Consider the following 23,414-nt stretch of genomic DNA (forward strand, 5'->3'; position numbering starts at 1 on the left):
CGGGCAAGCCTGCAACGCTGACAGTCAGTTCACTTTTTTATTACGTAATTGTGATTACTTAATGAGGATTGAACAATGATGATTTTAGTGGGTGGTGAAAAAGGTGGTAGCGGCAAAAGCTGTCTTGCACAAAACATCGCTGTATATTTACGTTGTGAGAAAAAAGCCAATGTGCTGATGGTGGATTGCGATCCACAGCGAACCACGTCTGACTGGGCACAGGAGCGAAGCAGCAACGAAGAACTACCTTCCATCAACTGTATCCAGCTTTACGGCAAGATCCGTAATGAACTGTTAAGCCTTAAAGAACGCTACGACTATGTGGTCATCGACTGTGGCGGTCAGGATAACCTGGCACTACGATCGTCTATGGCGGTTGCCGACCATATCTTAATCCCACTGCGTCCTAAGCGCCGCGACCTGAAAACAGTGCCTCACATGGAAGACATATTATCGACCTGTAAGATGGTGAACCCGCGCATGAATGCCGCTTTTGTCATCACTCAGTGCCCTTCCTTACCATCGCTGGCATCAAGGATTCTGGAAGCGAAAGAAGTCTGTCGCTCCTTTGAAGTACCGGTATTAAATTCTGTCACCTTTAGCCGCAACATGTATGACGACTCTGAGGAGTCCGGTCGTTCGGTGCTTGAAAGTGAAGCCGATGGTAAAGCTGCCGTGGAAATCCGCAGTATCATTGAAGAGTTACTGGCCCGACGTAAAGGGGAACAACATGAGTCTGATAAACCTGTCTCGCTCTACGCCGCAAGCTAGTCGTACCGCAACGAAAAATGTCAGTGCTGAGGAATTTATTCAGGATGCACTGCACTATGCCAATGGTGTCGTTATGCCTGTTACCGCTGTTTCAGAGCGGCAGGTTAACAGCTCCCATGCCGAGCCAATGCGCAGAGCCACCTTTACCCTGACGCAGGAATGTATAGAGCAGCTGCAGCAACTATCAGACCAAAGTGGGATAGCAAAATCAAAACTGATCAGGCTCTGGATCCAGCGCTACGCCAGTCTCAGTTTTGATTAAGCGTAATAAAACTGGCTTGCGCTATTGATTATTTATTAAACGAACCTCAAAATAACCACATAATAAAAGCGTAAACTTAAATATAAATACGACATGATAGCGCAGTAATGGAGTCGCGCGTCTTACGTCACAGGGCGGTGTAGAAAGTAATGAAGTTAAACCGTGTTGGCCTGTTATTGTCTTTGCTGTGCTGCTCTGTACCCAGCTTAGCGCATTCAGTGCGCCACATATCAATGGATGGACTCTCGTTTTATGCAAGCGGTTTTAACGTCAGTAAGCTGATTAATCAGGGCAACATCTACGAAGCCGAACGCCAAATCCGCGAACAGTTGGAACAGTCCAAGTCAGATCAGAATCAACGGGCCTTTGCAACGGGCGCTCGTGCTATGGGTCACATATCACTGATCAAAAATAACTATCCGCTTGCCCTCAGGCAGTTTCAAAGTGCCCTGGATTTTTTTAAAGCCGCCAGAGAACCTCTTGGCATGGCCGATTTGTATACGGATATCGGCAGAACTTACCGGATGATGGGGCTTTATCAATCCGCTCTGGGTTATTTTAATCTCGCCAAGGACATTTATCATCAACAGGGTCGTTACGATGGCATTGCCTTGCAGCAACTGGAAGTCGGTATTTCCCTGCGTCAGTTAGGTCAGTTTGAGAGCGCCTTGAGCCAGCTAGAGCGAGCATTGCCGCTGTTGCGACAGGAAAACAACAGCCAGGCAACTGCGTCCACGCTGATGCAGATAGCCAGGGTGTACAGTGAAATTGATAAAAACGATGAAGCCATGCTGTATCTGCAGGATGCCGCTGTCCTGATTGATACCCTGCAAATAAAAACCCTGCAAGCCGAACTCGATTATCACCTTGGCCAGGTCAATATTCAAATGGGACATTATGATAATGCCCGGCGCCACCTGGAGCAGAGCAAAGCGCAATTCAGCCAGTTAGAAGCACAATGCGATGTGGCCAGGATTGATTCCAGTCTGGGTAGTATACTGCTGATACAGGGGCAGCCAGAAGCTGGCATCCGACTGCTTGAGTCAAAACTTCAGCAGGCAACCGAATATAACTGCACAACTCTGCTGACCGAGCTGCATTTAACCCTGGCGCAAGCTTACCTCGGCAAAGATCAAGAGGCATTAACTGACCACATTAAACTTGGTATGCAACAAGCAATCGAAAGGGGCGAACTACTCACTCAGGCCCGTTTTGAAGCAGTGAAAATGCACATGCACGAACAAAACGGAGATTACTCCGCGGCGCTTAATGCCCTTAAAAGCCAACAACAGCTGGAAAAGCAAAGTCTAGAACAACGTCGCTCGCTGGCACTGTTGTACCTGCAAGCGCAGCTGGATGTTGAGCGTCAGGCACAGTCGCTGGAACTACTGAACAAAAATCAGGCTATTCAGTTGGCTCAGGCTGAACAACAGGAGCTGGAAGTGCGGATGCTCTATGCGTCGTTGTTTGCCGTCACCTTACTGGTGTTTTTAATCTGGAGTCGGTTTAACCACAGTCAGCGTTCGCGCTTTTTAAAGCGTGAAGTTCGCCGGCGCACGCAGGAACTGGAATCGAAAAATGCGGAGCTAGAAGACGCTTACATTGCGCTGGAGCGGGCCAGTCTGATGGATCCGCTAACCGGTCTGTACAATCGTCAGTACCTTAATAACCAGTTACCACAAGAAATCAATCGCGCGCAGCAGGCGTATCTGTTATCCCCTGAGAACAGGCTTACAAACAGTCCCTCGGACATGCTTTGTTTTCTGCTCGATATTGATAATTTTAAACACATTAATGACACCTACGGTCACATGGCGGGCGACCGCATTTTAACCGATTTAGCGAAAGTGATGCGTTCGGTATTCAGACCCTCAGACATGCTGATACGATGGGGTGGCGAGGAATTTCTGACTGTGTGCCGCAATACCAATCGACTTGAAGCCGTTGCCCTGGCCGACAGGCTGCGCCAGGGGATTGACGACCATGATTTCCAGGTTAGCCAACAGCATAGTCTTCACATATCCTGCTCGATTGGCTTTTGTGTACTGCCCCTGTACCCCAGCGAACCCGCGCGGCTCGACTGGGATAGCTACTTTGGTTTGCTCGATGAATGCCTGTATGCGGCAAAACGGTCCGGAAAAGACTGCTGGATAGGCTTAACCGGCGAGAAATCAGATGCTTCTGATGGGCCAAGGTCGCGGTTGGAAGAAAAATTTGATTTACCACCCACCCGGGTCCAAACCTCTCTCAACCACTTATCTGCCATTAGGTGGCCTGAACAGAACAGTTAATCAGCGCCGAGTTTCATCCGGCGCAATAGCCATTAAACGCCGGTTTTCAAATCTTCCAGATGGTACTTATCGATTAGTGAATATAATGTAGGTCGGGTTACGCCCAGTAACTCCGCCGTTTTAGACATATTCTTGTCAGCTCGCTGATAGGCTTTACGGATGGCTTTACTCTCTGCTTGTTCCCGCACCTCGCGCAAGTTAAGGATTTCGCTTTTAAAGTCATCCGAAGGCTCCAGCAGGCCAAGATCGTCGGCCTGAATAACCGTACCTTCAGCCATGATGACGGCAGATTTAAGTTTGTTTTGCAGTTCGCGAATGTTGCCCGGCCAGCGGTGGGCCAGCATGGCTCTTATAGCACCATCACTGAAGCTCTTGGCTTTGGCATTAAACTCTTCGCGGTACTGATTAAGGAAGGTACGCGCCAGTAACACGATATCCTGTTCACGCTCCCGCAGTGGCGGAATATTAATCGGGATTTCACCAATACGATAGAATAAGTCCTCACGGAAGGTTTCTTCACCCACCATCGTCTGAATATCTCTGTGGGTGGCACAAATCACCCGAATATCCACCGGAATTTCGCTTCTGCCACCAACCCGTTCGATCACCCGCTCCTGCAGGAACCGCAACATTTTAGCCTGCAAACCAATGGGCATATCGCCAATTTCATCGAGAAACAGCGTGCCACCCTGCGCCGTTTCAATTTTACCTACGGTGGTTTTATTAGCGCCGGTGAAGGCCCCTTTTTCATAACCAAATAACTCACTTTCAAGCAGGTTTTCAGGGATTGACGCACAGTTGATAGCGACAAAAGGCTGATCCTTACGCGGACTGTGTTCATGGATGGTGCGGGCAAACACTTCCTTACCTGTACCACTTTCACCCAATAGTAAGGTGCTAATGTCGGTACCGGCAATTTTCTCGGCCTTGCGCATCACCGTCTGGATAGCATCACTGTTACCAATTATCCGCCCCATGGCTGGCCTTGTCTTAGCCAGAATACGGTTTTCATTTTCCAGCTTGGCCAGATTCAATGCGCGATTGATCAGCAACTTGATTGTGTCGGAATCGATGGGTTTCTGATAAAAGTCGTAAGCACCAAAATCGATCGCTTTAAGTGCATTGTCCTTATCATTGTTGCCGGTTACCACTATGACTTTGGTATTGGGGGCCAGAGCCAGTATCTCTTCCAGGGTTTTCAGGCCTTCTGATGCGTTGGCTGGATCGGGGGGTAATCCTAGATCCAGAGTGACCACTTTAGGCTCAAACCGACGTAACTGTGCAATTGCAGAAGAGCGATCGTCGGCAAAAACCACGTTAAAGTCGGTTAAACTCCATTTTAACTGCTTTTGAATACCTAAATCGTCATCAACTACCAGGATGGTGTCACTCATACTCTGTTTCCATTTTTATTCTGCTCGATACAGGCAATGTTACTGAATGGGAAAACCCAGGGTAAAACAGGTGCCTACGCTTGGCTGACTTTGTACCTGTAAATATCCGCCTATTGATTCCATATAGGTTTTTGCATCATATGCCCCGATCCCCATCCCTGCATTACCTTTAGTGGTATCGAAGGGTTTGAACAGGCGATGCTTGATAAATTCTTCATCCATCCCCGTGCCATTGTCTTCAATAAACACGAGTTGGTGCTGTCGCTCAGCGTCCAGTACTAGCATGACTTCAATTTCACCGTCATCGGCACAGGCCTGTTGAGCATTGCTCATAAGATGATACATCACATTGGCAAACTTATCCTGATCTACCACCACGTCGGTTTCTTCTTTTATCACTACCTGCGGCAGCGGTAATAATGACTGACAACGCTTGTCGATCACCTGCTTAATTAACAACGACAAGGTGTGCGTGGCGTCTGCGCCTCGTTCTTCCACCTGTTTCTCAGTAAGCTGGCGCAGCATCCTGTCCATACGTGCTTTGGTATGATGCAGGGTTTCGAAGGTATCTTCAATAAATTCAGGGTTACCTTTGTGCTGTTCAGCATTACACAGGATTAAGTCTATCTGTGCCAGCACATTCTTAAGATCATGCAAAACAAAGGCTGCCATGCGATTAAACGCCGCAAATTGTGCATTCTCTGCCAATGATTGTGCCGCTTCATGCAGATAAATGAAATTCGCAATTTGGTTAGTTACTGCATTTAAATAGTCCCGCACTTCCCAGTTCAGTGACACTTTCGGCCTATCCACCGCGCACAGTAATGCCAGCCCCCACATTTTACCTTCGCGAATAAACGGAATAACCAGTTGCAAACGGGTAGTCTCGACCACTTCGTTAGACAGGATGAGGCCCTCATAAACATAGGGCTTGGTGCGATATTCAGCGAGATCGACTAACCAGCCGGTTTTTTCGCAATAATCCCATAAGGGTTTAAGCGTACCCTCCACTTCGGATAGCGGCATAAAGTAATGGCTGCTCACCACATGAAAGCCCGGCCCCTGCTTCTTGATCAGTGCGCCGCTGTCGTAATTGATCGCGCCCATCACGCCTTCCAGCGCCACCTGATACACACTGGGCAAAGACTGATCGTTTTGCGACAATACATTGGTCAGTTTGACCCACTCTTCACGATAATCGAACTGGTTAGCAAAAAAGTGCTTGGTAATAAATACTTTAATGCGGGTGCGAAAGGTATTCGATAAAAACAGCGTAGCCAGCATTACCAGCGACAGCGCAATCAGAATGATTTGCACAGTAGAGCCCCAGCTCCAACCCAGGTAACTGATAATATAGCCCATGGCTGCCATGATAAAGAGATACACACCGGCCACCAGTAGCAATGAGCTGTGCAGCACGACATCCCGGGAGATAAAGATGTTTACGCCCCAGTGCTTTATGCGCCGTGTAGCAATCACCAGGAACGGTAACATCAACAGGTAAATATAACCGCGGGCGGCGATAAACCCCGGTTCCACATTGGCAATCATGGTGGAGTTTGCATAAAAGACAAATTCAAACAGATTGGTCGCCCCCAAATACAACGCCAGCGGCTTGTACGCCCACTGATCCTGCCCAACCTGACGATAAAGCACTTCCAGCAGAATAAGCACTTCCAGCGCGATCAGGGTTTGCATCAGGAAGTGCCAGGTGATATCGACCTGAATAAACCAGGGGCTTAATAACGCAATGGCCGGTACCAGCAAGGCAAACAAGGTGGCCGGTTGACGCAACACCTGCCAGATATTGGCAAAATCCTTTTTCAGACAACTGGCAATAAACAGCAGCCAAATGCCCTGCTTAATCGTGTCAGCCTGCAGCAGATGAAAAACACTTAACGGGCCGCTTAACAGCGACACAAAACTCAGGGACCAAAGCAGCGTAACCAGCGTAGCAAGGCTAAGCATATATTTCGCCAGCCCCGGCTTACGCACAGTAAACAGCAGTAACAACAATACCAGGTAACCAATACTATTCAGGCCGTAGCCAATATCTGCAATCATTTGTTGTCCTACTGTTACACCGGGGCAGTTGTGGTGGGCCGCAGTATTTTATCGATACTGCCAAAGAGGAAAAGTTTAACCCCCTCTATTTATTGGTTATTTTCTATCACAATCTGCCTGTAGCTTCCAGCTACCTTTTGCGGACAACCAGACTGCCGATGGAATAGCCCGCGCCGAAGGAACAAATAACACCAACGTCCTGACTGGCAAGATCCTGATGATGCAGGGCGAAAGCGATAATCGAGCCTGCTGAAGCGGTATTGGCATACTCATCCAGTACAATAGGGGCTTCCTCACTGCTGGCATTCCGGCCCAGCAGCTTTTTGCAAATCAGCGTATTCATATTGATGTTGGCCTGATGTAACCACCAGCGATTAACAGTGTCCGGTGTTAGCTCATGCTGGCTAAGGTGGCTGGCAATGTGTTCAGCCGCCATGGGACAGACTTCTTTGAAGACCCGGCGGCCAGCCTGATGAAAGAGCTTGTCCGGACCGAAAGGATCGACATCATTGGCCCGGCTCATATAGCCAAAATTCGAGCGGATATTATTGGAATAAACCGTTTTAGCTTTGGTGCTGAGGATATCAAAGGCAGTGTCGGTATTAACCGTTTCGGCAGTTTCCAGAATGGTAGCCGTGGCCACATCACCAAAAATGAAATGGCTGTCGCGGTCGGTATAGTTAACCTGAGGTGAGACCAACTCCGGATTAATCACCATTACACATTTAGCATTGCCGGACGTAATCATTTCCCATGCCCGGTGCATGCCAAAGGTAGCCGCTGAACAGGCCACCAACATGTCAAAACCAAACCCGTCAATGCCCAACTCGTTTTGCACTTCAATGGCAATTGCCGGGTAGGAACGCTGTGTATAAGCACAGGCAACAATCACGGCATCAATCTCAGCAGCCGTTTTATTGGCATCGGCCATAGCCAGTTTGGCCGCCTCAATGGCGATCTCTGCCTGGTTAGACAACTCGCCTTCCCCCCGTTCCGGGATCACCGGGCGCATCCGCTCAATGTCCAGCGCGCCGTCCTTGCGATAGATATAGCGGCTTTTAATACCGGAAGCTTTTTCAATAAACTCGGCACTGGAAAACGGTTTAGCGGTTAGCTCTCCGGCTTCAATCCGGGCCTGATGTTGCTGATTGTAGGCCTCAGCCCAGGCGTTATAGCTTTCGACCAATTCCTGATTAGTAATTTTATAGGGTGGGGTCCACAGGCCCACACCACTTAATACGACATTTGCGTTCATGTTATCGGTTCTCTTTAGCAAATGGCCTGTCAGCCCCGGCAACGGGCAATCAAACAGGTCCAATGAGTTTTGCTAAGCTTACCCCTTTGTCACACAAATGTCATCGACCAGCGCTTTATTGACCCGATACCTTACAGGCGGGAACCGGCGCCTATACGAACGAATTCATCAATCAATTTGGCTGACATCTTCTCCAGGCTCACCACATGATCAGCCGCACCTAACTCAATAGCGGCCTTCGGCATGCCAAATACCACACAGGAGTCTTTGTCCTGACAAAAGGTCGATGCGCCGGTCTGTTTCAGTTTAAGCATGCCTGCAGCACCGTCTTTGCCCATGCCGGTTAACAAGGTTGCCACCACATTGCTGCCGGCGGCGCTGACCAGCGACTCAAATAGTTTATCTACTGACGGTTTGTGACCGGTTACCCGCATTCCGTCATCGAGACGGATCCGGTAATCGGCCCCACTACGCTCAACTATCATATGCTTATCACCAGGGGCCAGATAAGCACAACCAGGCAATAGACGCTCGCCGCCTTTGGCTTCGCGAACCTGCATAGCACTGGCTGCGTCCAGTCGTCTGGCAAAAGTGGACGTATAGCCAGGTGGCATATGCTGGGTGATCACTGTAGCCGGCGCATTCCCCGGCAAACCGCTTAAAACATGTTTAATCGCCTCTGTACCACCGGTAGACGCACCGATAGCGAGTATTTTTTCAGTGCCTGAAAACTGCACTCTGGCTGCCGACGTCATCGCCTGTTGACGCGGTCTGCGTACATGAGCCCGGGCTACGGTCTGAATTTTATCAACGATCATATCACTATAATCTTTAATGCCCTGAGCAACGCCCAGTTTAGGTTTAGGTATAAAATCGATAGCCCCCAGCTCCAGCGAGCGTAAGGTCGCCTCTGCCCCTTCCTGGGTTAGGGTAGAAATCATCAACACTGGCGTTGGCCGCGCCTGCATCAGGACTTCAAGAAAACGCAGGCCATTTACCTGGGGCATTTCGATATCCAGAGTGATGACATCCGGAGCATGCTCCAATACCATTTTCTTGGCCACATAGGCGTCTGGCGCAGCCCCAACCAGTTGCAAACCTGGAGTTGAATCGATGATTTGCGCTAACAACTGGCGAATTAACGCCGAATCATCTACGACTAACACTTTTATTGTCATAACTACCTCTGCTGAACTATCCCACAACCTGACGGGACAGACTGGAACGATGCACTTTTTCCCGTTCAAGGATGGTTGTGTTGTTTAACCGGCGAATCCGTCGCATCTGGACTACCCCGGTTCTGGGTAAAAAATACACCTTCCTGGCATAATCCTGATACAAATCCCGCGATACAATTGGGATATGATGTAACGCCATGTACTGCTCAATAAACCGCGCGTTTTGTGTGCCTACATCGCAACTTTGAAACCCCTCAATGACTTTTCCGCCGCCAAATACCTTAGCTTCAAAATTAGCCGGATTAGCGCCCATGCTTTGCATAGTTTCCAACAATGTTTGCATGGCATACTGGCCATAGCGGGTAAAGGTTTTTGCGGTTTGTTGGTCGGCTCTGATCACCGCTGGTAACATAAAATGATTCATTCCTCCAATACCGCTCACCCTGTCCCGGACACAGGCCGCGACACAGGAACCCAGAGTGGTCACGATCATCGTTTCTCCGCTTGTAACATAGTACTGACCGGGTAAAAGCTTCACCGCAGCGCGCTGAAAGTAGGGATCAAAATAAGGTTCCGGCTGATCGATAAACCCTTCCGTATCACTGGCCATTGGTGGCTTTCACTGGCTGATACAGCGTTTTACCGATAGGCCTTACCAAATGGGTCTGATGGTTAAAGTTTTCCGAATGACCAGCAACATAAAGACCGCCCGGTTTCAGTAACCTCACCATGCGGCTGAGCACTTTAAGTTGCGTTTCCTTATTAAAATAGATCATCACATTACGGCAAAAAATAATGTCGATCTCATGGTTAAATCCCCAGTCTGCCTGCTGCAGGTTGATTTGTCTGAATTCCACCATGTCGCGTAACTCTTTCACTACGCGTACCTTGTCAGACTGATTACCCCGCCCCCGCTGAAAAAACGCCTTACACCGATGCGGCGGTATTTGTTCGATATTACGCATCGGATAGATGCCTTTTCGCGCTGTAGCCAGTACATTGCTATCGATATCCGAGGCGATGATTTTTACCGGCGTTGTAAACGAACCAAACGCTTCAGCAACTACCATAGCGATAGAGTATGGCTCTTCACCTGTGCTACTGGCCGCGCACCAGATAGTGGTGGTATGCGGATGGTGCTGCAGGTAATTCGCCAGCGCGTCGAAATGATGGGGTTCGCGGAAAAACGCGGTCAGATTCGTGGTTAGTGCGTTAACAAATTGTTCCTGTTCGGTTTTACAGCTATCCACATAATCCAGGTACTCAGCAAAACTGGATAACCCCAACGCGCGAATCCGTCTGGCCAGCCTGCTATATACCAGGCCGTCCTTACCCTCAGTCAGCCTGATGCCCGCTTTTTGCATCAGGCTGGCGCGGACTTTATCGAAGTCCGCGCGCTGGAACGCAAACTCACGTTCATGCTGTAAGGCTGCGGCGCCCATCTTAGAACGACTCCCACTCATCATCTGCCGATACCGCAGGCTTTAACATTGCTGGCGCAGCCATTCTATGCCCATTCATAGCACTACCATTGAGCTTTGCAGCAACCGGCGGTACATTCAGCGCCCTGGCTGGAGTTGGTGCTGCAATGCCCACTGGCGTTACAGATGAGGTATCCAGTTTAAAGGTCGATACGCGGTCAGATAACTGGCTGGCCTGTTGGCGTAAACTATCGGCAGCCGCCGCGGCCTCTTCGACCAGAGCCGCATTTTGCTGGGTCATTTCATCCATCTGCACCACCGCTTTACTGACTTCGTCGATGCCCGAGGCCTGCTGTACTGACGCTGCAGCAATTTCAGACATAATGTCGTTAACCCGTTTAATGGAGTTCACCACTTCGTTCATAGTATCGCCGGAGCGGTTAACCAGATCGTTGCCGGTAGAAATCTTACTGACTGAGTCAGAAATTAACTCTTTAATATCCTTCGCCGCCTCAGCAGAACGCTGTGCCAGCGTTCGCACTTCGCTGGCCACCACCGCAAAACCACGACCCTGCTCGCCGGCACGGGCAGCCTCCACCGCAGCGTTAAGTGCCAGAATATTGGTCTGGAAGGCAATACCGTCAATGACACCGATAATGTCAGAAATCTCCTGAGCCGACTCATTAATTGACGACATAGTGCTGACAACCTGACGAATCATGTCACCGCCCTGCGCAGCCACTTCACACGCCTGTGCTGCGAGACCATTGGCTTGTTCGGCATTTTCGGCATTCAGTTTGACCGTGCCATTCAGCTCTTCCATGCTTGAAGAGGTTTCTTCCAGACTTGAAGCCTGCTGTTCCGTGCGGGATGACAGGTCTGCGTTTCCGGAGGCGATTTCTGATGACGCGGTATTAATGGTCTCTACCGCGGTATTAATTTCGCCGATGGTAGAGCGCATAGTAAAGATAAACTGATTAATTGCTTCGCCGAGCACCTGGAAGTCACCTTCAAATTCGTGCTCAATGCTGCAGGTTAAATCACCAGCCGCCAACTGCGTCATCACGTTTTTTATGTCCATAATGGTAGTGCGCATGTCTTTAATAAACTGGTCGGTCGCAATTCCCAGCTCTTTAAAATCGCCTTCAAATTCCTGTTCGATGCTGCAGTTTAAATCACCTTTCGACAACGAGTGCATGATGTGTTTGATTTCATTCACAGCTTTAGTGCGGGCCGTTATATCGGTAGCGAACTTGACCACGCGGAAGGGCTTGCCGTTTTGATCCAAAATCGGGTTATAAGTGGCCTGAATAAAGATTTCACGACCACCTTTGGCAATGCGCTTAAACTCACCGGAGGCGTAGATCCCCTTATTTAACTTGTCCCAGAACGCGGCATATTCGGCACTGTTTTTATAATCTTTTTCAACAAACAAACTGTGGTGCTTGCCTTTGATTTCATCCAGACTGTACCCCAGTGCATTACAGAAGTTCTCATTCGCATTGAGGATAACGCCGTCCAGATCAAACTCGATTACCGCCTGCGATTTACCAATCGCGTCCAGTTGCCCCTCAAAGTAGGCATTTTTCTGTTTTTCAGCGGTGATATTGGTGGCGTACTTCACCACTTTAAACACCTTACCGTTCATATCAAAAATGGGGTTATAAGAGGCCTGGATCCAGATTTCTTCATCGTTTTTACCGATACGTTTAAATTCACCCGAGGCAAACTTACCGTTTTTCAGGTCATTCCAGAACGACTTGTAAGCAGAGCTGTTTTGCTCTTTGGTTGCAACAAACATTCGGTGATGCTGGCCTTTGATTTCTTCCAGCGTGTAGCCAACGGTATTCAGGAAGTTCTCATTGGCAGATAGAATGGTGCCATCCGGGGTAAATTCGATGATGGCCTGAGATTTACCTATGGCTTCCAGCTGGCCGGAAAAATCGACGTTGCGCTGTTTCTCCTCAGTAATATCGGTTGCATATTTAACCACCTTAACCGGCTTGCCGGTTAAGTCCATAATCGGGTTGTAGCTGGCCTGGATCCAAATTTCTTTGCCCTCTTTACCGAAGCGCTGATATTCACCAGCAAAAAACTGCCCGGCTTTTAATTTCTGCCAGAAGCTGGCGTATTCCGGGCTGGCAGCATGGCCACTGCTAACAAATTTACTGTGATGCTGACCTTTGATTTCTTCAAGGCTGTAACCAACAGTGGCCAGAAAATTCTCGTTAGCCGTTAAAATGGTGCCGTCCAGAGCAAATTCGATAACCGCCTGGGATTTACTGATAGCGGCAAGTTGACTGCTGAAATTCGCATTACGCACTTTCTCGGCAGTAATATCCGTCGCAAATTTGATAACTTTGACCACTTTACCGTCCTGATCAAGCACCGGGTTATAGCTGGCCTGAATCCAAATGGTGTTGCCGTGTTTGTCGAAGCGGCAGTATTCACCACTGTGAAACTCGCCGCTGCGCAGGGTTTGCCAGAATGCTTTGTAGTCACCACTGCGTGCATAAGTCGGGTCGACGAACATGCTGTGATGCTGCCCTTTGATTTCTTCCAGGCGATAGCCCACTGCGCTCAGGAATAAATCATTGGCATGTTCAATAGTGCCGTCTGTTTTGAACTCGATCACTGCCTGTGAACGCTCCATGGCAGCGATCTTCCCAAAAGCTAGTTGGTGTTCCTGCTCGTCAAACCACTCCAGTACGTAGCTTTCGATCTTACCGTGCAGTCCTGGTACAGCGGTCACATTAATTTCCAGCGCACACTCACCAATAGTAATGGTTTGTTTCTGACCAGCGTCAAGCAAACGGTTGCTTAAATCTGATTTGATCACGCTGCAATGCTGCCCGGTAAGCATTTCAGTCTGCCACTGGCCGCCATTTGCCTGCAGTTCAGTCTGACGTAATCTGAACAGATTGCGCAACGCCGGGTTGGTATAAGTGATAATACCGTCGTGATTAAGTACCATCAGACAAGATGAGCTGGCATCCAGCGCGTTGTTCTGAACCAATGCTTGTTGCTGTGCTTTTTTCAGGGCTTCCTGATTGAAAATATTTAATACACCCATGATTTACTCCACCATTTTAACTTGCTGCGTGCAGGCGTTACCTGTGCCCTCACGCAAAATTCAGTAATTTAAAACTTTGCCTGGACTAGCTATATTCAGCCGGCCAGGGACATACTCTGACTGTTGTCCACCAGGGCCAGTGCATCACTGGTGATCAGCTTTTCGATGTTGACCAGAATAACCATGGTGTCATCCACCTCAGACAACCCGTGTAAATACTGGCTGTCAAACGCCACGCCAAACTCAGGGGGCGGTAAAATTTGCTCGTCGGTGAGTCGCACCACGTCAGACACACCATCCACCACAATCCCGACAATTCGATCGTGAACATGCAGCATGATCACAATGGTAAATTCGTTATAAATGGCTTCACCCACGTTGAACTTGAGGCGTAAATCCACAATCGGCACGATATCGCCGCGCAGATTCAACACGCCTTTAATAAAAGCCGGTGCATTAGCGATTTTCGTCGCTGCTTCATAGCCCCGTATTTCTTTAACCGTCGTGATATCCAGGGCATAGTGCTCCTTGCCCAGTACAAAACTCAGAAATTCCTTTTCATTGGATGCCACGGGTGATTGCTGTAAGGTTGAATCGCTCATGCACACACCTCATGTTTAATGTTTAACTGGCAGGACTGGGCCATGGAGTCGACGTCAATAATCAACGCCACTTTGCCATCGCCCATAATGGTTGCGCCGGCTACGCCAGCAACCTTTTTGTAATGTTTTTCGAGACTTTTAATCACAACCTGTTGTTGCCCCATGAGCGCATCAACCTGCACGCCGAAGCGGTTTTTACCGCTTTCAAGCAACACAATGATGCTCTCAGTGGGTTCTGCTATGGCATCATCGACCTGCATCATTTGGTGCAGCGGCACCAGAGGCCAGTATTCATCACGGATCCACAACACGTTATCGTTGCCAATGGTCTGAATTTGTTCCGGTTTGGGTTGGAAAGACTCAATAATATTAAGCAGTGGCATAACGAAGATTTGCTCGCCAACGGTAACGCACATGCCATCCACGATTGCCAGAGTAAGCGGCAGGTGAATATTGAATGTTGAACCTTTACCCAGGGTTGACTCAATTTCAATGCGCCCGCCGATAGATTCGATATTACGGCGCACCACATCCATCCCCACGCCACGACCCGACACGTCGGTCACTTCTGCTGCAGTGGAAAAACCGGGCTGGAAAATGAGTTGCCAGACTTCGCTGTCATGCATATCCAGCGACACCGGCAGGCCATTTTGTAAAGCCTTATCCATAATGCGCTCACGATTTAAGCCCGCGCCATCATCACTAATGCTGATAATAATACTGCTGCCTTTTTGCTGCGCACTAAGGATAACAGTGCCAGACTCTGGCTTCCCCGCACCGGCGCGAGTTTGCGGAGACTCAATACCATGGTCGATGCTGTTGCGCACCAGGTGCGTAAGTGGGTCGACCAACTTCTCAATCAGACTTTTATCGATTTCCGTAGCACCGCCTTCGATGACCAGTTTCACCTGTTTACCCAGTTTTTGTGATAAATCACGGACCACGCGCGGGAACCGGTTGAACGTCATATTGACCGGCAACATGCGCATCGACATTACGGATTCCTGAATTTCCCGGGTATTACGCTGTAACTCGTCGATGGCGGCTTGCAGCATTTCGCCGGATTGACCGTCAATATCGCGACCAATCATGGATAACATTGACTGCGTGATCACTAATTCGCCGACGAGATTAACCATGCCGTCGATTTTGGCCGTATCAACACGGATAGAGCCGGACTCTTTAGCTGAGTTGCTATTGTTTTTGGCCGCGGGCTTTTTCGCCGCAGTTTGAATAGGTGTTACATTCGCCACAGACGGTTTGGGTGGCTCAGGTAGCTCTTCAAAGAAACCAAAGGCTTCTTCGCTTTGCGTTTCGTTGTTAACTTCAGGTGTTGGGATGTCATCAAAAAAACCAAAGCCATCCTCTTCCTCGTTAGTTGTCTGTGACGTAGCCGGTGTAGCACGTTGCGAGTCAGCACCAAAAGCAAGATCGCCAAATAAATCATCAGTATCTGCCGATGTCTCAACACTTTCGCTGGAGCTGTCCACTTCTGGCAGGTCATCAAAGAATCCGAAACCGTCATCTGTCTCAATGGTATCCTGGCGCGGATTGGAGCCTGCCTTCGGTGCCCCGTCAAGGATACTAAGGGTAGTCTCCAGTTGCGCAATGCCGGCTGCAATCTCAGCCTCCGGAAGCGGTTGTTGCTCACGATAAGCCGTCAACGTGGCTTTGAGAATATCCACGGTTTCCAGGAACAGATCGACAATGGCCGTATCCAACTCTATGATTTGATTACGTGCCTTATCCAGCAAGGTTTCCATAATGTGGGTAAGACCGGTTAACCGGTCAAAGCCAAAAATTCCACTACCGCCTTTGATTGAGTGGGCCGCTCTGAAAATACTGTTGAGTTCTTCAATGTCCGGTGCATCCACGTCAATGGTCATCAGCAAGTCTTCCATTGCCTGCAGGTGCTCTTCACTCTCATCAAAGAACACGCCATGAAACTGTTCGACATCTATAGACATACTTACCTCTGCTTCCGTCTGGCTGAATTAACCCAAAACTCGTTTGAGGACGTTAAGTAATACATCCGGTGAAAATGGCTTTACCATCCAGCCGGTGGCACCAGCCGCTTTGCCCTTTTGTTTCATTTCGTCACTGGATTCAGTGGTCAGTACAACGATGGGCGTTTTACTGAACTGTGTTTTACCGCGCAGTGCCTTGATTAAAGACAAGCCATCCATACGCGGCATATTCTGATCGGTCAGTACAAAGTCAAACTGGCCGCGGCTGCATTTATCCAGTGCATCCTGACCGTCTTCTGCCAGTGTCACGTTAAAGTGCGCTGCCCGTAATGTAGCCTCCACCATCTGACGAATAGAGACTGAATCATCAACAACCAGAATATTTTTGCTCATGGGATATCCTCTGCGTGATATGACTTAGTTAAAATAATTCCACGTCGCCGGCATCCATCGATGATGCCGAAACGGGGTTGTGGTCGAGCTGGCCTTTGGCAACCAACTGCCCCTGGTAATCTTCAATTTGTGCCTCAATGTGCGCCATATCGTGGGTCTCCAGTTGATCTTTGACCATCGACAGGATGCCGCCGGTGTGTATCAGGTTTTGCCCGTTAATATCGCCAAACTGCATGCCACGAATGGCATTACCGATAGTGGCGGTAAACTGGCCATTCAGGCTTTCAAGCTGTTCAGTAACGGACATGTCTTTGCGGGCTTTTTCAGCAATATTCAGCAACTGTTCCTTAATGTGATCTTTCTTACTGATAACGTTACTCACATCCATCTCTGCAACGAAGCGGGCTTCTTTTTCGAGTTTCACGATCAATTCGCCAATCATGTTCATTTGCTGGGTAATCACACCGCTGAACTCGGTAGAGCGGGTTGACAGCTTGCGTACCTCATCAGCCACCACGGCAAACCCTCTTCCGGCTTCGCCTGCTCTGGCTGCTTCAATGGCAGCATTCAGCGCAAGCAGGTTGGTTTGTGAGGAAATGGCGTCTATATCGCTCAGCGCTTTTTGTACGGTTGGCATGGCTTCACAAATATTGTCGACTTCTGTCATCAGAGACTGGGTTGAGTGAGTGATCTGCTCGCTGGTGCCAATAAAAGACATCAAAGTCTGGTCGGTCTCCTCAACAAATTGCTGTAACTGAACCGCATACACCTGGTCGCTATTGGCGTCGGATTTAAGCAGTGCGTAAGTCAGTTGATTTTGTTCTTCCACTAAAGAGCGCAGGGAGGCGAAGGCAGAGGAAAGGGTTTCAACAGCATCATCCTGAGTTGACTTAACCCGATTTATGTTCACTTCGCATTCGCTCAACAACTCACACAGCGAGCTGTTGATCCGCTGCATGCGTTCAGGTACCTGCGAGGGTGGCTCTTTAGGATTGCGTTCGACCGCAAGCGCTACCTCCGTTTCTTTCAGTAACTGTTGATCGCGCGCGGTTCTGGCCACTGAAGCCATAACAGCTATCGATAAAACAGTCAGAGACAGCGCGACCTGTTGCGTATATGCAGCACACCAGGAAACCAAAAGTACAATAAGTAATAACCAAAACCAGCTTCCCCTGAAGCTGACTGGATGCTTTAACGAACTGACTAACTCTGTCATATCTACCTCTTATCCCTTTGCCAGTCGCTAAAAGCACTGAGCAAAGCGGCTTAAATATTCAGCCTATACACTGTTTAATTCGCATACGTTACAACAACCACTAATAAATCTTTTGTGCATTTTATTTAAAATGCGAATTAAGTGACATTTGCGACAATAAGAATAGTAGTGCCACCTTCATCGCTTGGCAAGGTTAATTTTTAAGCAGACCGGCAAAGAAGTCATCGGCGAACAGATAAACCTCTTTAAATCAGGGCATTGGAAATTAGGAGGGAAAGTGAGATTAGACTAAAGAACAATCTGACAGGGCTGATTTACGCAACGTTTAACAATGACTGCTGTGACAAAAAAGCCCGGCAGTGCCGGGCTTCGTTATATAGGTATGCGGTTATTTTTGGGTGATCGAATACACCGCAACCGTCCCACTTACCTCGTTACCCACGATCAGTGCCGGTGCGCCGGTTGGGCTTTCATCAGCTGTAACAAACAACAGGCTTTCCGGCGCTAGATCACCAATTGCATCGCCCACCTCCAGGCCTTCGGTAACGTCACGATTATTGATGTATTCAACAAAGAACGCGTCGTAAGGGTTGGTAATATCGTAAACAAAAATACCGCCCATACGTTCCAGTCCGATGAATGCGTAGGTACGCTCACCCACCTCACCTACTGTCAGTGCTTCAGGTTCCGGCCCTTTATTCTCAGAGCGTGAATCCCCTTCGTTTTCGTCATCACCATTGTTAAAGGCGCTACCATATAACGACGCCGTAATGCGCTCAAAGTCATCCCCCGAATCGAACACGACCAGACCATTTTGATCCCAGATAGTGAATGAGCGGGCACCGTAGCTGTAGGCTGCATCGTACAGGCCATTGCCATCGGCATCGCCTAAGGCGTTAGTCACCCGCAGATCATCGGCTGCACCGTTCATCTGCAACGCTTCCAGTGCCGAGCCTGGCTCCGCGTCGAGTTTTTTTAGTTTGACTTCTTCGGTAAACGCCAGACATTCCATATCGTCCCAATCCTGACCACCTGCTGCAGTACAATCGGTTTCGCTCATATCCTCTGAAATAAAGTATTCACGCGCATCACCTTCGTTGGCAGTTAACAGAAAGTCCGCCCCTTTCCAGCTAAACATGGCGATAGTATCCGGCATGTAAACACCGTACAGGCCCTCGTACTGACCAAAGCCAACCTCACCGTCTTCCTGCACGTCAATATTCAGTTCACTCCAGTCTTTAAAGCCCAGACCAACCACGTTCATTTCCAGCGTGTTCAGGTCGATAACCGCCACACCATTATTTTCCTGCAACGTAACGTAAGCCATATCATTGTTAGCCGTAATATATTCAGGCTCTACATCCTGGGCAACCGAGGTGCTGATGGTTACGCCATTAATAGTGCGCCCTTCAGGGTTGGGGAAATGCATTCCCATGGCCACCAACTCCGCTTTCTGTGCGTTGTAAGCGGAAAAATCCAGTAACGTTGCGCTGTCTGCGGGTACACCTTCAACCACTTCAATCACAGCAACCGAACCTTCCGGGTCGATAGTGTAATCACCGCTCGGTTCTCCTTCATTCGCCACCAGCACTTTACTGCCATCAGGCGTAAAGGTCACCATATCAGGCAGGTTACCAACCTCAACCGCTTTCAATAAGGTCGGCGCTACAGAAGATACGCCGGAGTAAAATAAGACATAACCATTATCAGCTTTGGCATCGGCAGGCACGGCTACGGCCAGTAAATCGCCGGATAATGCAATGCTGGTCAATCCATCCAGCGCAACGCCATCCACATCGGATGGTAAAGTTACTTCTGACCCCACAGTCAGGTTTAAGTCGGTGATCGGACTGTCAAGGGCGACGTCAGATAAGTCGCTGATATCGACCAGGGCAACCGTATTTGAATCACTGTTGGTTACATAGACTGTGCCGGTTGCAGTATCATACTGAACGATTTCCGCCGCGCCTTCGGCTTCCAGGGACGCTCGTCCGATGACTGCCAGTTCAATGCCCTGATTTGCATCCTGTCCATTCGCGCCCACCGGACCTGCTTCTCCCTGAGGTCCCTGTGCACCATCTGCACCGTCATCGCCATCCAGACTACAACCGGCTAACAGACTCGCTACAGTTAGCGCAAGTAAACTCGTTTTGAACATTGACGCTTTCATTGCATTTCCTTTCTTATAGTTAATTGAAGTATGCTTAGCAAAGACACTCACTGAACGTAACTTGACTATTTCAGCGTGTTAATCCTGCTTAAACGTCCAAGCGTAGGAAAGCCGAGTGACAGTTTCATGTCCTTTGAGTGACAAAAATATTAAATCCCGTGTCGTAACACGGCTGGCAGATTGAAAAAGGAATAAAATTGATGAAGTTATCAGCTTATATACTGGCAATGGCAATGACTGCCAGTACCCTAGTGGGATGTGCAACCTCTCCCACCGGTCGTAACCAGTTATTATTATTTGGCAATGATCAGCTCAATGCCATGGGCGCTCAGGCCTTTGATAGTATGAAAAGCGAAACCCCGGTCTCCAAACAACCCGCTCAGAATCAATATGTTCAGTGTGTTGCCGATACTTTATTACCTTACGTACCGGCAGGAGTTTACTCAGGCGACTGGGAAGTCGTGGTGTTTAACGACGAGCAGGTAAACGCCTTCGCGCTGCCCGGCGGTAAAATTGGCGTCTATACCGGCTTGTTAAAGGTAGCGACGAATCAGCATCAGCTTGCCGCTGTAATCGGCCATGAAATCGGCCACGTTATAGCTCAGCATGGTAACGAACGGATGTCGCAGACTACCTTAATTCAAACCGGTTCACAGGTCGCCAATCAGGTTCTGGCGGCCAATCAGGTGCCTTACAACGCAGAAATTATGGGTGCACTCGGACTGGGTTTACAGTTGGGTGTCCAACTGCCGTTTAGCCGCACTCACGAGTCAGAAGCCGATCTGATTGGTTTACAGCTTATGGCAAAAGCCGGGTTCGATCCCCGTCAGTCTGTTGACTTGTGGCGTAATATGGAAGCGGCCAGTGGCGGCGACCGTCCAATGGAATTGCTTTCAACTCACCCGGCACCAGACAGCCGGATTAAAAATCTACAGGCCAATATGGATGCGGCTATGGCCGACTATCAGGCCAGCCCCAAAAAAGCCAGCTGTAAGCCGTAGTTCAGGCACAAAAAACGGCTCATATTGAGCCGTTTTTTATACTTTTACCGGATTTATTCAGCGCTTTCTTTCTGCTCTGTGTTATCCGCTTCTTTGAAAAAATGCACATCCATTTGAGGGAACGGTATGGAAATACCTTCCTCGTCGAATCGTAGTTTTACATTTTCAGTAAACGCCCATAACACGGCAAAGTAATCTTCCTTCTTGACCCATGGACGAACGGTAAAGTTGACACTGGAATCACCCAGTGAGGATACCGCCACTACCGGGGCTGGTTCTTCCAGAATCCGCTCGTCTTCCCTCACCATTTGCTCTAACACGTTCTTAGCTTTTAACAGATCGTCGCCATAGCCAATACCAAACGTCATATCGACACGACGGGTAGTCATGGCTGAATAATTAATAATATTGTCGCCATAGATTTTACCATTTGGCACGATAATCTCTTTGTTGTCCGGCGTGTTCATTGAGCTGGTAAAAATGCCAATTTTCTTTACCGTACCAGCAACGCCAGCGGCTTCAACGTAGTCACCTGCACGAAACGGCTTAAAGACAAGCAACATCACACCGGCGGCAAAGTTTTTCAGCGAGTCCTGAAGTGACAAACCAATCGCCAGACCGGCCGCACCCAGAATAGCAACTAACGACGTTGTATCTACACCTAATTCATCCAACGACGCCACTATTACAAACAACATTAGTATTGCGTTAAGAATCGACTTCAAAAAATCGACCAACATATCGTCGTATTTAGATTTCGACATTAACTTGCCGAACATAGAAATAATGACACCAACGACCATCCGACCGATGATGAAAATAATAAGTGCCATTGCAATGTTAATACCCCACGGAATGGCGTAAGTATTAATATACATTTCGATGTCTTCTTGAGTGAACATACTAAAATTCCTTAATTGTTTAGCTAACAGTAAGTTATCAGTGTTACTATGAACCGCGCAACAGAATTACTTTTTTTTTACGCTATAATTTCACTAAGTTGTCACACCTCTGGCGTATTATTTACACAGGCTTTACTGCTTAATTTGCTAATCATTTGATTGCATTTAAGTTTTTAAGAAAGGCCACCTCAGCCCTTTTTTTTACTGGATCTGAGGACCGTAAACGACTATATTTTTAGCGCAAATTTTCCATCATAGTGGAACAACGAAGGCGCCTGAAAAGGTATTTAGGGTCATTCAGAAGTATTTGTCGGCATGCTTATACACCGTGTCTGTTCTGGCATAGTGATGTAACTGCTGATACCCAGTAGAAATTTTTTAAGGAATAGAAAATGTTACTACTTAGTTGTCTATTTATAGTTGTGTTATTTATTCTTGGTTACGCGCTTAAGGGCGACAAGGGAAAACACACTGTACATGCCCGCCGTAATAAATCAATGACGGTCAATCAGGCACAATCCATAAATACGTTCGCCCCAAAATAACAGTCTGCATCGCTACGATGGTGTTGACTGTTGCGGCGATGTTTTATTGTATTCCTAACAGAATGAAAGCTAAACTATCCGCCGTTTCACTTTGGTAAGACAGTTTTATGCGTATCCCTCGTTTATTTCATCCCGACACCATTACTGTAGACAGTGAACTAACGTTAACTGCCGATGTAGCGCATCACGTAGCAAACGTTCTGCGTCTGAAAAATGGTCATCCGGTAGTATTATTTAACGGTGACGGTAATGAATATCCGGCAACGGTCATACTGGCTCAGCGACGCCAGGTTGTCATCGAGGTAGATTCCCGGCTCACCATCGACCCCCAGTCACCATTACCCCTGCACTTAGGTCAGGGTGTATCAAAGGGCGATCGCATGGATTTAGTCCTGCAAAAGGCCACCGAACTGGGTGCAACAACCATTACACCGTTAATTACTGAACGCTGTCCGGTGAAACTGGATGAGTCCCGCTGGCAGAAAAAAATACTGCAGTGGCAAAAAATTATTCAGGGCGCCTGTGAACAGTGCGGCCGCAATACCTTGCCGGAACTAAAGCCGGTCACCGCACTGAAAGGCTGGTTGGCCGACTCCACCTCACAAACCCGCCTGGTATTATCACCAGGCAGTCAACAGCGCCTGTCTCAGCTCACCTCAAACCATGCCGGCTACCGTTTATTGATTGGTCCTGAAGGCGGACTTTCCGATACCGAAGTTCATCAGTCGCAGGAGGCCGGTTTTACTGCCTGCTCCCTTGGCCCCAGAATTTTACGCACAGAAACTGCCGCTATCACCGGTCTGTCTGTATTACAGGCAACGTTTGGCGACTTATAATCGTTAATCCTGCGCCTGTAAGGTGTAATTAAATACGACCAGTAACCGCACATTGACTTGAATTAAGCGGTTA

The 23,414-nt window shown here is 48.6% G+C and carries 18 protein-coding genes; 5 read left to right on the top strand and 13 right to left on the bottom strand.

Annotation, left to right across the window (positions count from 1 at the left end; genetic code table 11):
* Window positions 1-75 precede the first annotated feature (75 nt).
* The 3 genes from AC2T0J_RS00685 to AC2T0J_RS00695 all read left to right on the top strand — a co-directional run bounded on the left by AC2T0J_RS00685 (window position 76) and on the right by AC2T0J_RS00695 (window position 3,324).
* The gene (locus AC2T0J_RS00685) at window positions 76-771 is read left to right on the top strand and encodes an AAA family ATPase (protein WP_489808288.1); all 696 of its coding nucleotides are present in this window, start codon (window positions 76-78) and stop codon (window positions 769-771) included.
* Entirely contained in the window at window positions 731-1,033 is a 303-nt protein-coding gene (locus AC2T0J_RS00690) for a replication protein RepA (protein WP_489808289.1), read from the top strand. Before AC2T0J_RS00685 ends, AC2T0J_RS00690 begins: the two co-directional genes overlap by 41 nt.
* Before the next feature lie 149 nt (window positions 1,034-1,182).
* Window positions 1,183-3,324, top strand: coding sequence for a tetratricopeptide repeat-containing diguanylate cyclase (locus AC2T0J_RS00695; protein WP_489808290.1), 2,142 nt, complete (start codon window positions 1,183-1,185; stop codon window positions 3,322-3,324).
* Between the two features lie 32 nt (window positions 3,325-3,356).
* On the opposite strand, the gene prsR is transcribed toward AC2T0J_RS00695, so the two are convergent.
* From prsR to AC2T0J_RS00755, 12 genes are all read right to left on the bottom strand, one after another.
* Window positions 3,357-4,718 (bottom strand): PEP-CTERM-box response regulator transcription factor, encoded by a 1,362-nt coding sequence (gene prsR / locus AC2T0J_RS00700; protein WP_489808291.1) that lies wholly within the window; start codon window positions 4,716-4,718, stop codon window positions 3,357-3,359.
* A gap of 39 nt (window positions 4,719-4,757) precedes the next feature.
* Window positions 4,758-6,782 (bottom strand): XrtA/PEP-CTERM system histidine kinase PrsK, encoded by a 2,025-nt coding sequence (gene prsK / locus AC2T0J_RS00705; protein ID WP_489808292.1) that lies wholly within the window; start codon window positions 6,780-6,782, stop codon window positions 4,758-4,760.
* Window positions 6,783-6,912: 130 nt separating this feature from the next.
* Window positions 6,913-8,037 carry a beta-ketoacyl-ACP synthase III gene (locus AC2T0J_RS00710; RefSeq protein WP_489808293.1) on the bottom strand — a complete coding sequence of 375 codons (1,125 nt, stop codon included), beginning with the start codon at window positions 8,035-8,037 and terminating at the stop codon, window positions 6,913-6,915.
* A gap of 131 nt (window positions 8,038-8,168) precedes the next feature.
* Entirely contained in the window at window positions 8,169-9,215 is a 1,047-nt protein-coding gene (locus tag AC2T0J_RS00715; protein ID WP_489808294.1) for a protein-glutamate methylesterase/protein-glutamine glutaminase, read from the bottom strand.
* Window positions 9,216-9,231: 16 nt separating this feature from the next.
* Window positions 9,232-9,825 (bottom strand): chemoreceptor glutamine deamidase CheD, encoded by a 594-nt coding sequence (gene cheD, locus AC2T0J_RS00720; RefSeq protein WP_489808295.1) that lies wholly within the window; start codon window positions 9,823-9,825, stop codon window positions 9,232-9,234.
* Window positions 9,815-10,657, bottom strand: coding sequence for a CheR family methyltransferase (locus AC2T0J_RS00725; protein ID WP_489808296.1), 843 nt, complete (start codon window positions 10,655-10,657; stop codon window positions 9,815-9,817). Before AC2T0J_RS00725 ends, cheD begins: the two co-directional genes overlap by 11 nt.
* Window position 10,658: 1 nt before the next feature.
* Window positions 10,659-13,709 (bottom strand): methyl-accepting chemotaxis protein, encoded by a 3,051-nt coding sequence (locus tag AC2T0J_RS00730; protein WP_489808297.1) that lies wholly within the window; start codon window positions 13,707-13,709, stop codon window positions 10,659-10,661.
* Window positions 13,710-13,804: 95 nt separating this feature from the next.
* Window positions 13,805-14,311 carry a chemotaxis protein CheW gene (locus AC2T0J_RS00735; protein ID WP_489808298.1) on the bottom strand — a complete coding sequence of 169 codons (507 nt, stop codon included), beginning with the start codon at window positions 14,309-14,311 and terminating at the stop codon, window positions 13,805-13,807.
* A complete protein-coding gene (locus AC2T0J_RS00740) occupies window positions 14,308-16,278 on the bottom strand; it encodes a chemotaxis protein CheA (protein WP_489808299.1) in 1,971 nt (656 codons plus the stop codon). The genes AC2T0J_RS00735 and AC2T0J_RS00740 overlap by 4 nt, the downstream gene beginning before the upstream one ends.
* A 27-nt stretch (window positions 16,279-16,305) precedes the next feature.
* A complete protein-coding gene (locus tag AC2T0J_RS00745; RefSeq protein ID WP_489808300.1) occupies window positions 16,306-16,671 on the bottom strand; it encodes a response regulator in 366 nt (121 codons plus the stop codon).
* Between the two features lie 28 nt (window positions 16,672-16,699).
* Window positions 16,700-17,887, bottom strand: coding sequence for a methyl-accepting chemotaxis protein (locus AC2T0J_RS00750; RefSeq protein WP_489808301.1), 1,188 nt, complete (start codon window positions 17,885-17,887; stop codon window positions 16,700-16,702).
* Window positions 17,888-18,275: 388 nt separating this feature from the next.
* A complete protein-coding gene (locus tag AC2T0J_RS00755) occupies window positions 18,276-20,057 on the bottom strand; it encodes a choice-of-anchor I family protein (RefSeq protein WP_489808302.1) in 1,782 nt (593 codons plus the stop codon).
* Between the two features lie 200 nt (window positions 20,058-20,257).
* On the opposite strand from AC2T0J_RS00755, the gene AC2T0J_RS00760 reads away from it, so the two are divergent.
* A complete protein-coding gene (locus AC2T0J_RS00760) occupies window positions 20,258-21,058 on the top strand; it encodes a M48 family metallopeptidase (protein ID WP_489808303.1) in 801 nt (266 codons plus the stop codon).
* A gap of 53 nt (window positions 21,059-21,111) precedes the next feature.
* Here AC2T0J_RS00760 and AC2T0J_RS00765 read toward each other — a convergent pair whose 3' ends face one another.
* Window positions 21,112-21,960 carry a mechanosensitive ion channel family protein gene (locus AC2T0J_RS00765; protein WP_489808304.1) on the bottom strand — a complete coding sequence of 283 codons (849 nt, stop codon included), beginning with the start codon at window positions 21,958-21,960 and terminating at the stop codon, window positions 21,112-21,114.
* A gap of 652 nt (window positions 21,961-22,612) precedes the next feature.
* Here AC2T0J_RS00765 and AC2T0J_RS00770 point away from each other — a divergent pair.
* On the top strand, window positions 22,613-23,341 hold the full coding sequence (locus AC2T0J_RS00770) for a 16S rRNA (uracil(1498)-N(3))-methyltransferase (RefSeq protein ID WP_489808305.1): 729 nt from the start codon (window positions 22,613-22,615) through the stop codon (window positions 23,339-23,341).
* The last annotated feature ends 73 nt before the right edge of the window (window positions 23,342-23,414 follow it).

The organism is Alteromonas sp. ISO5 (assembly GCF_058105165.1).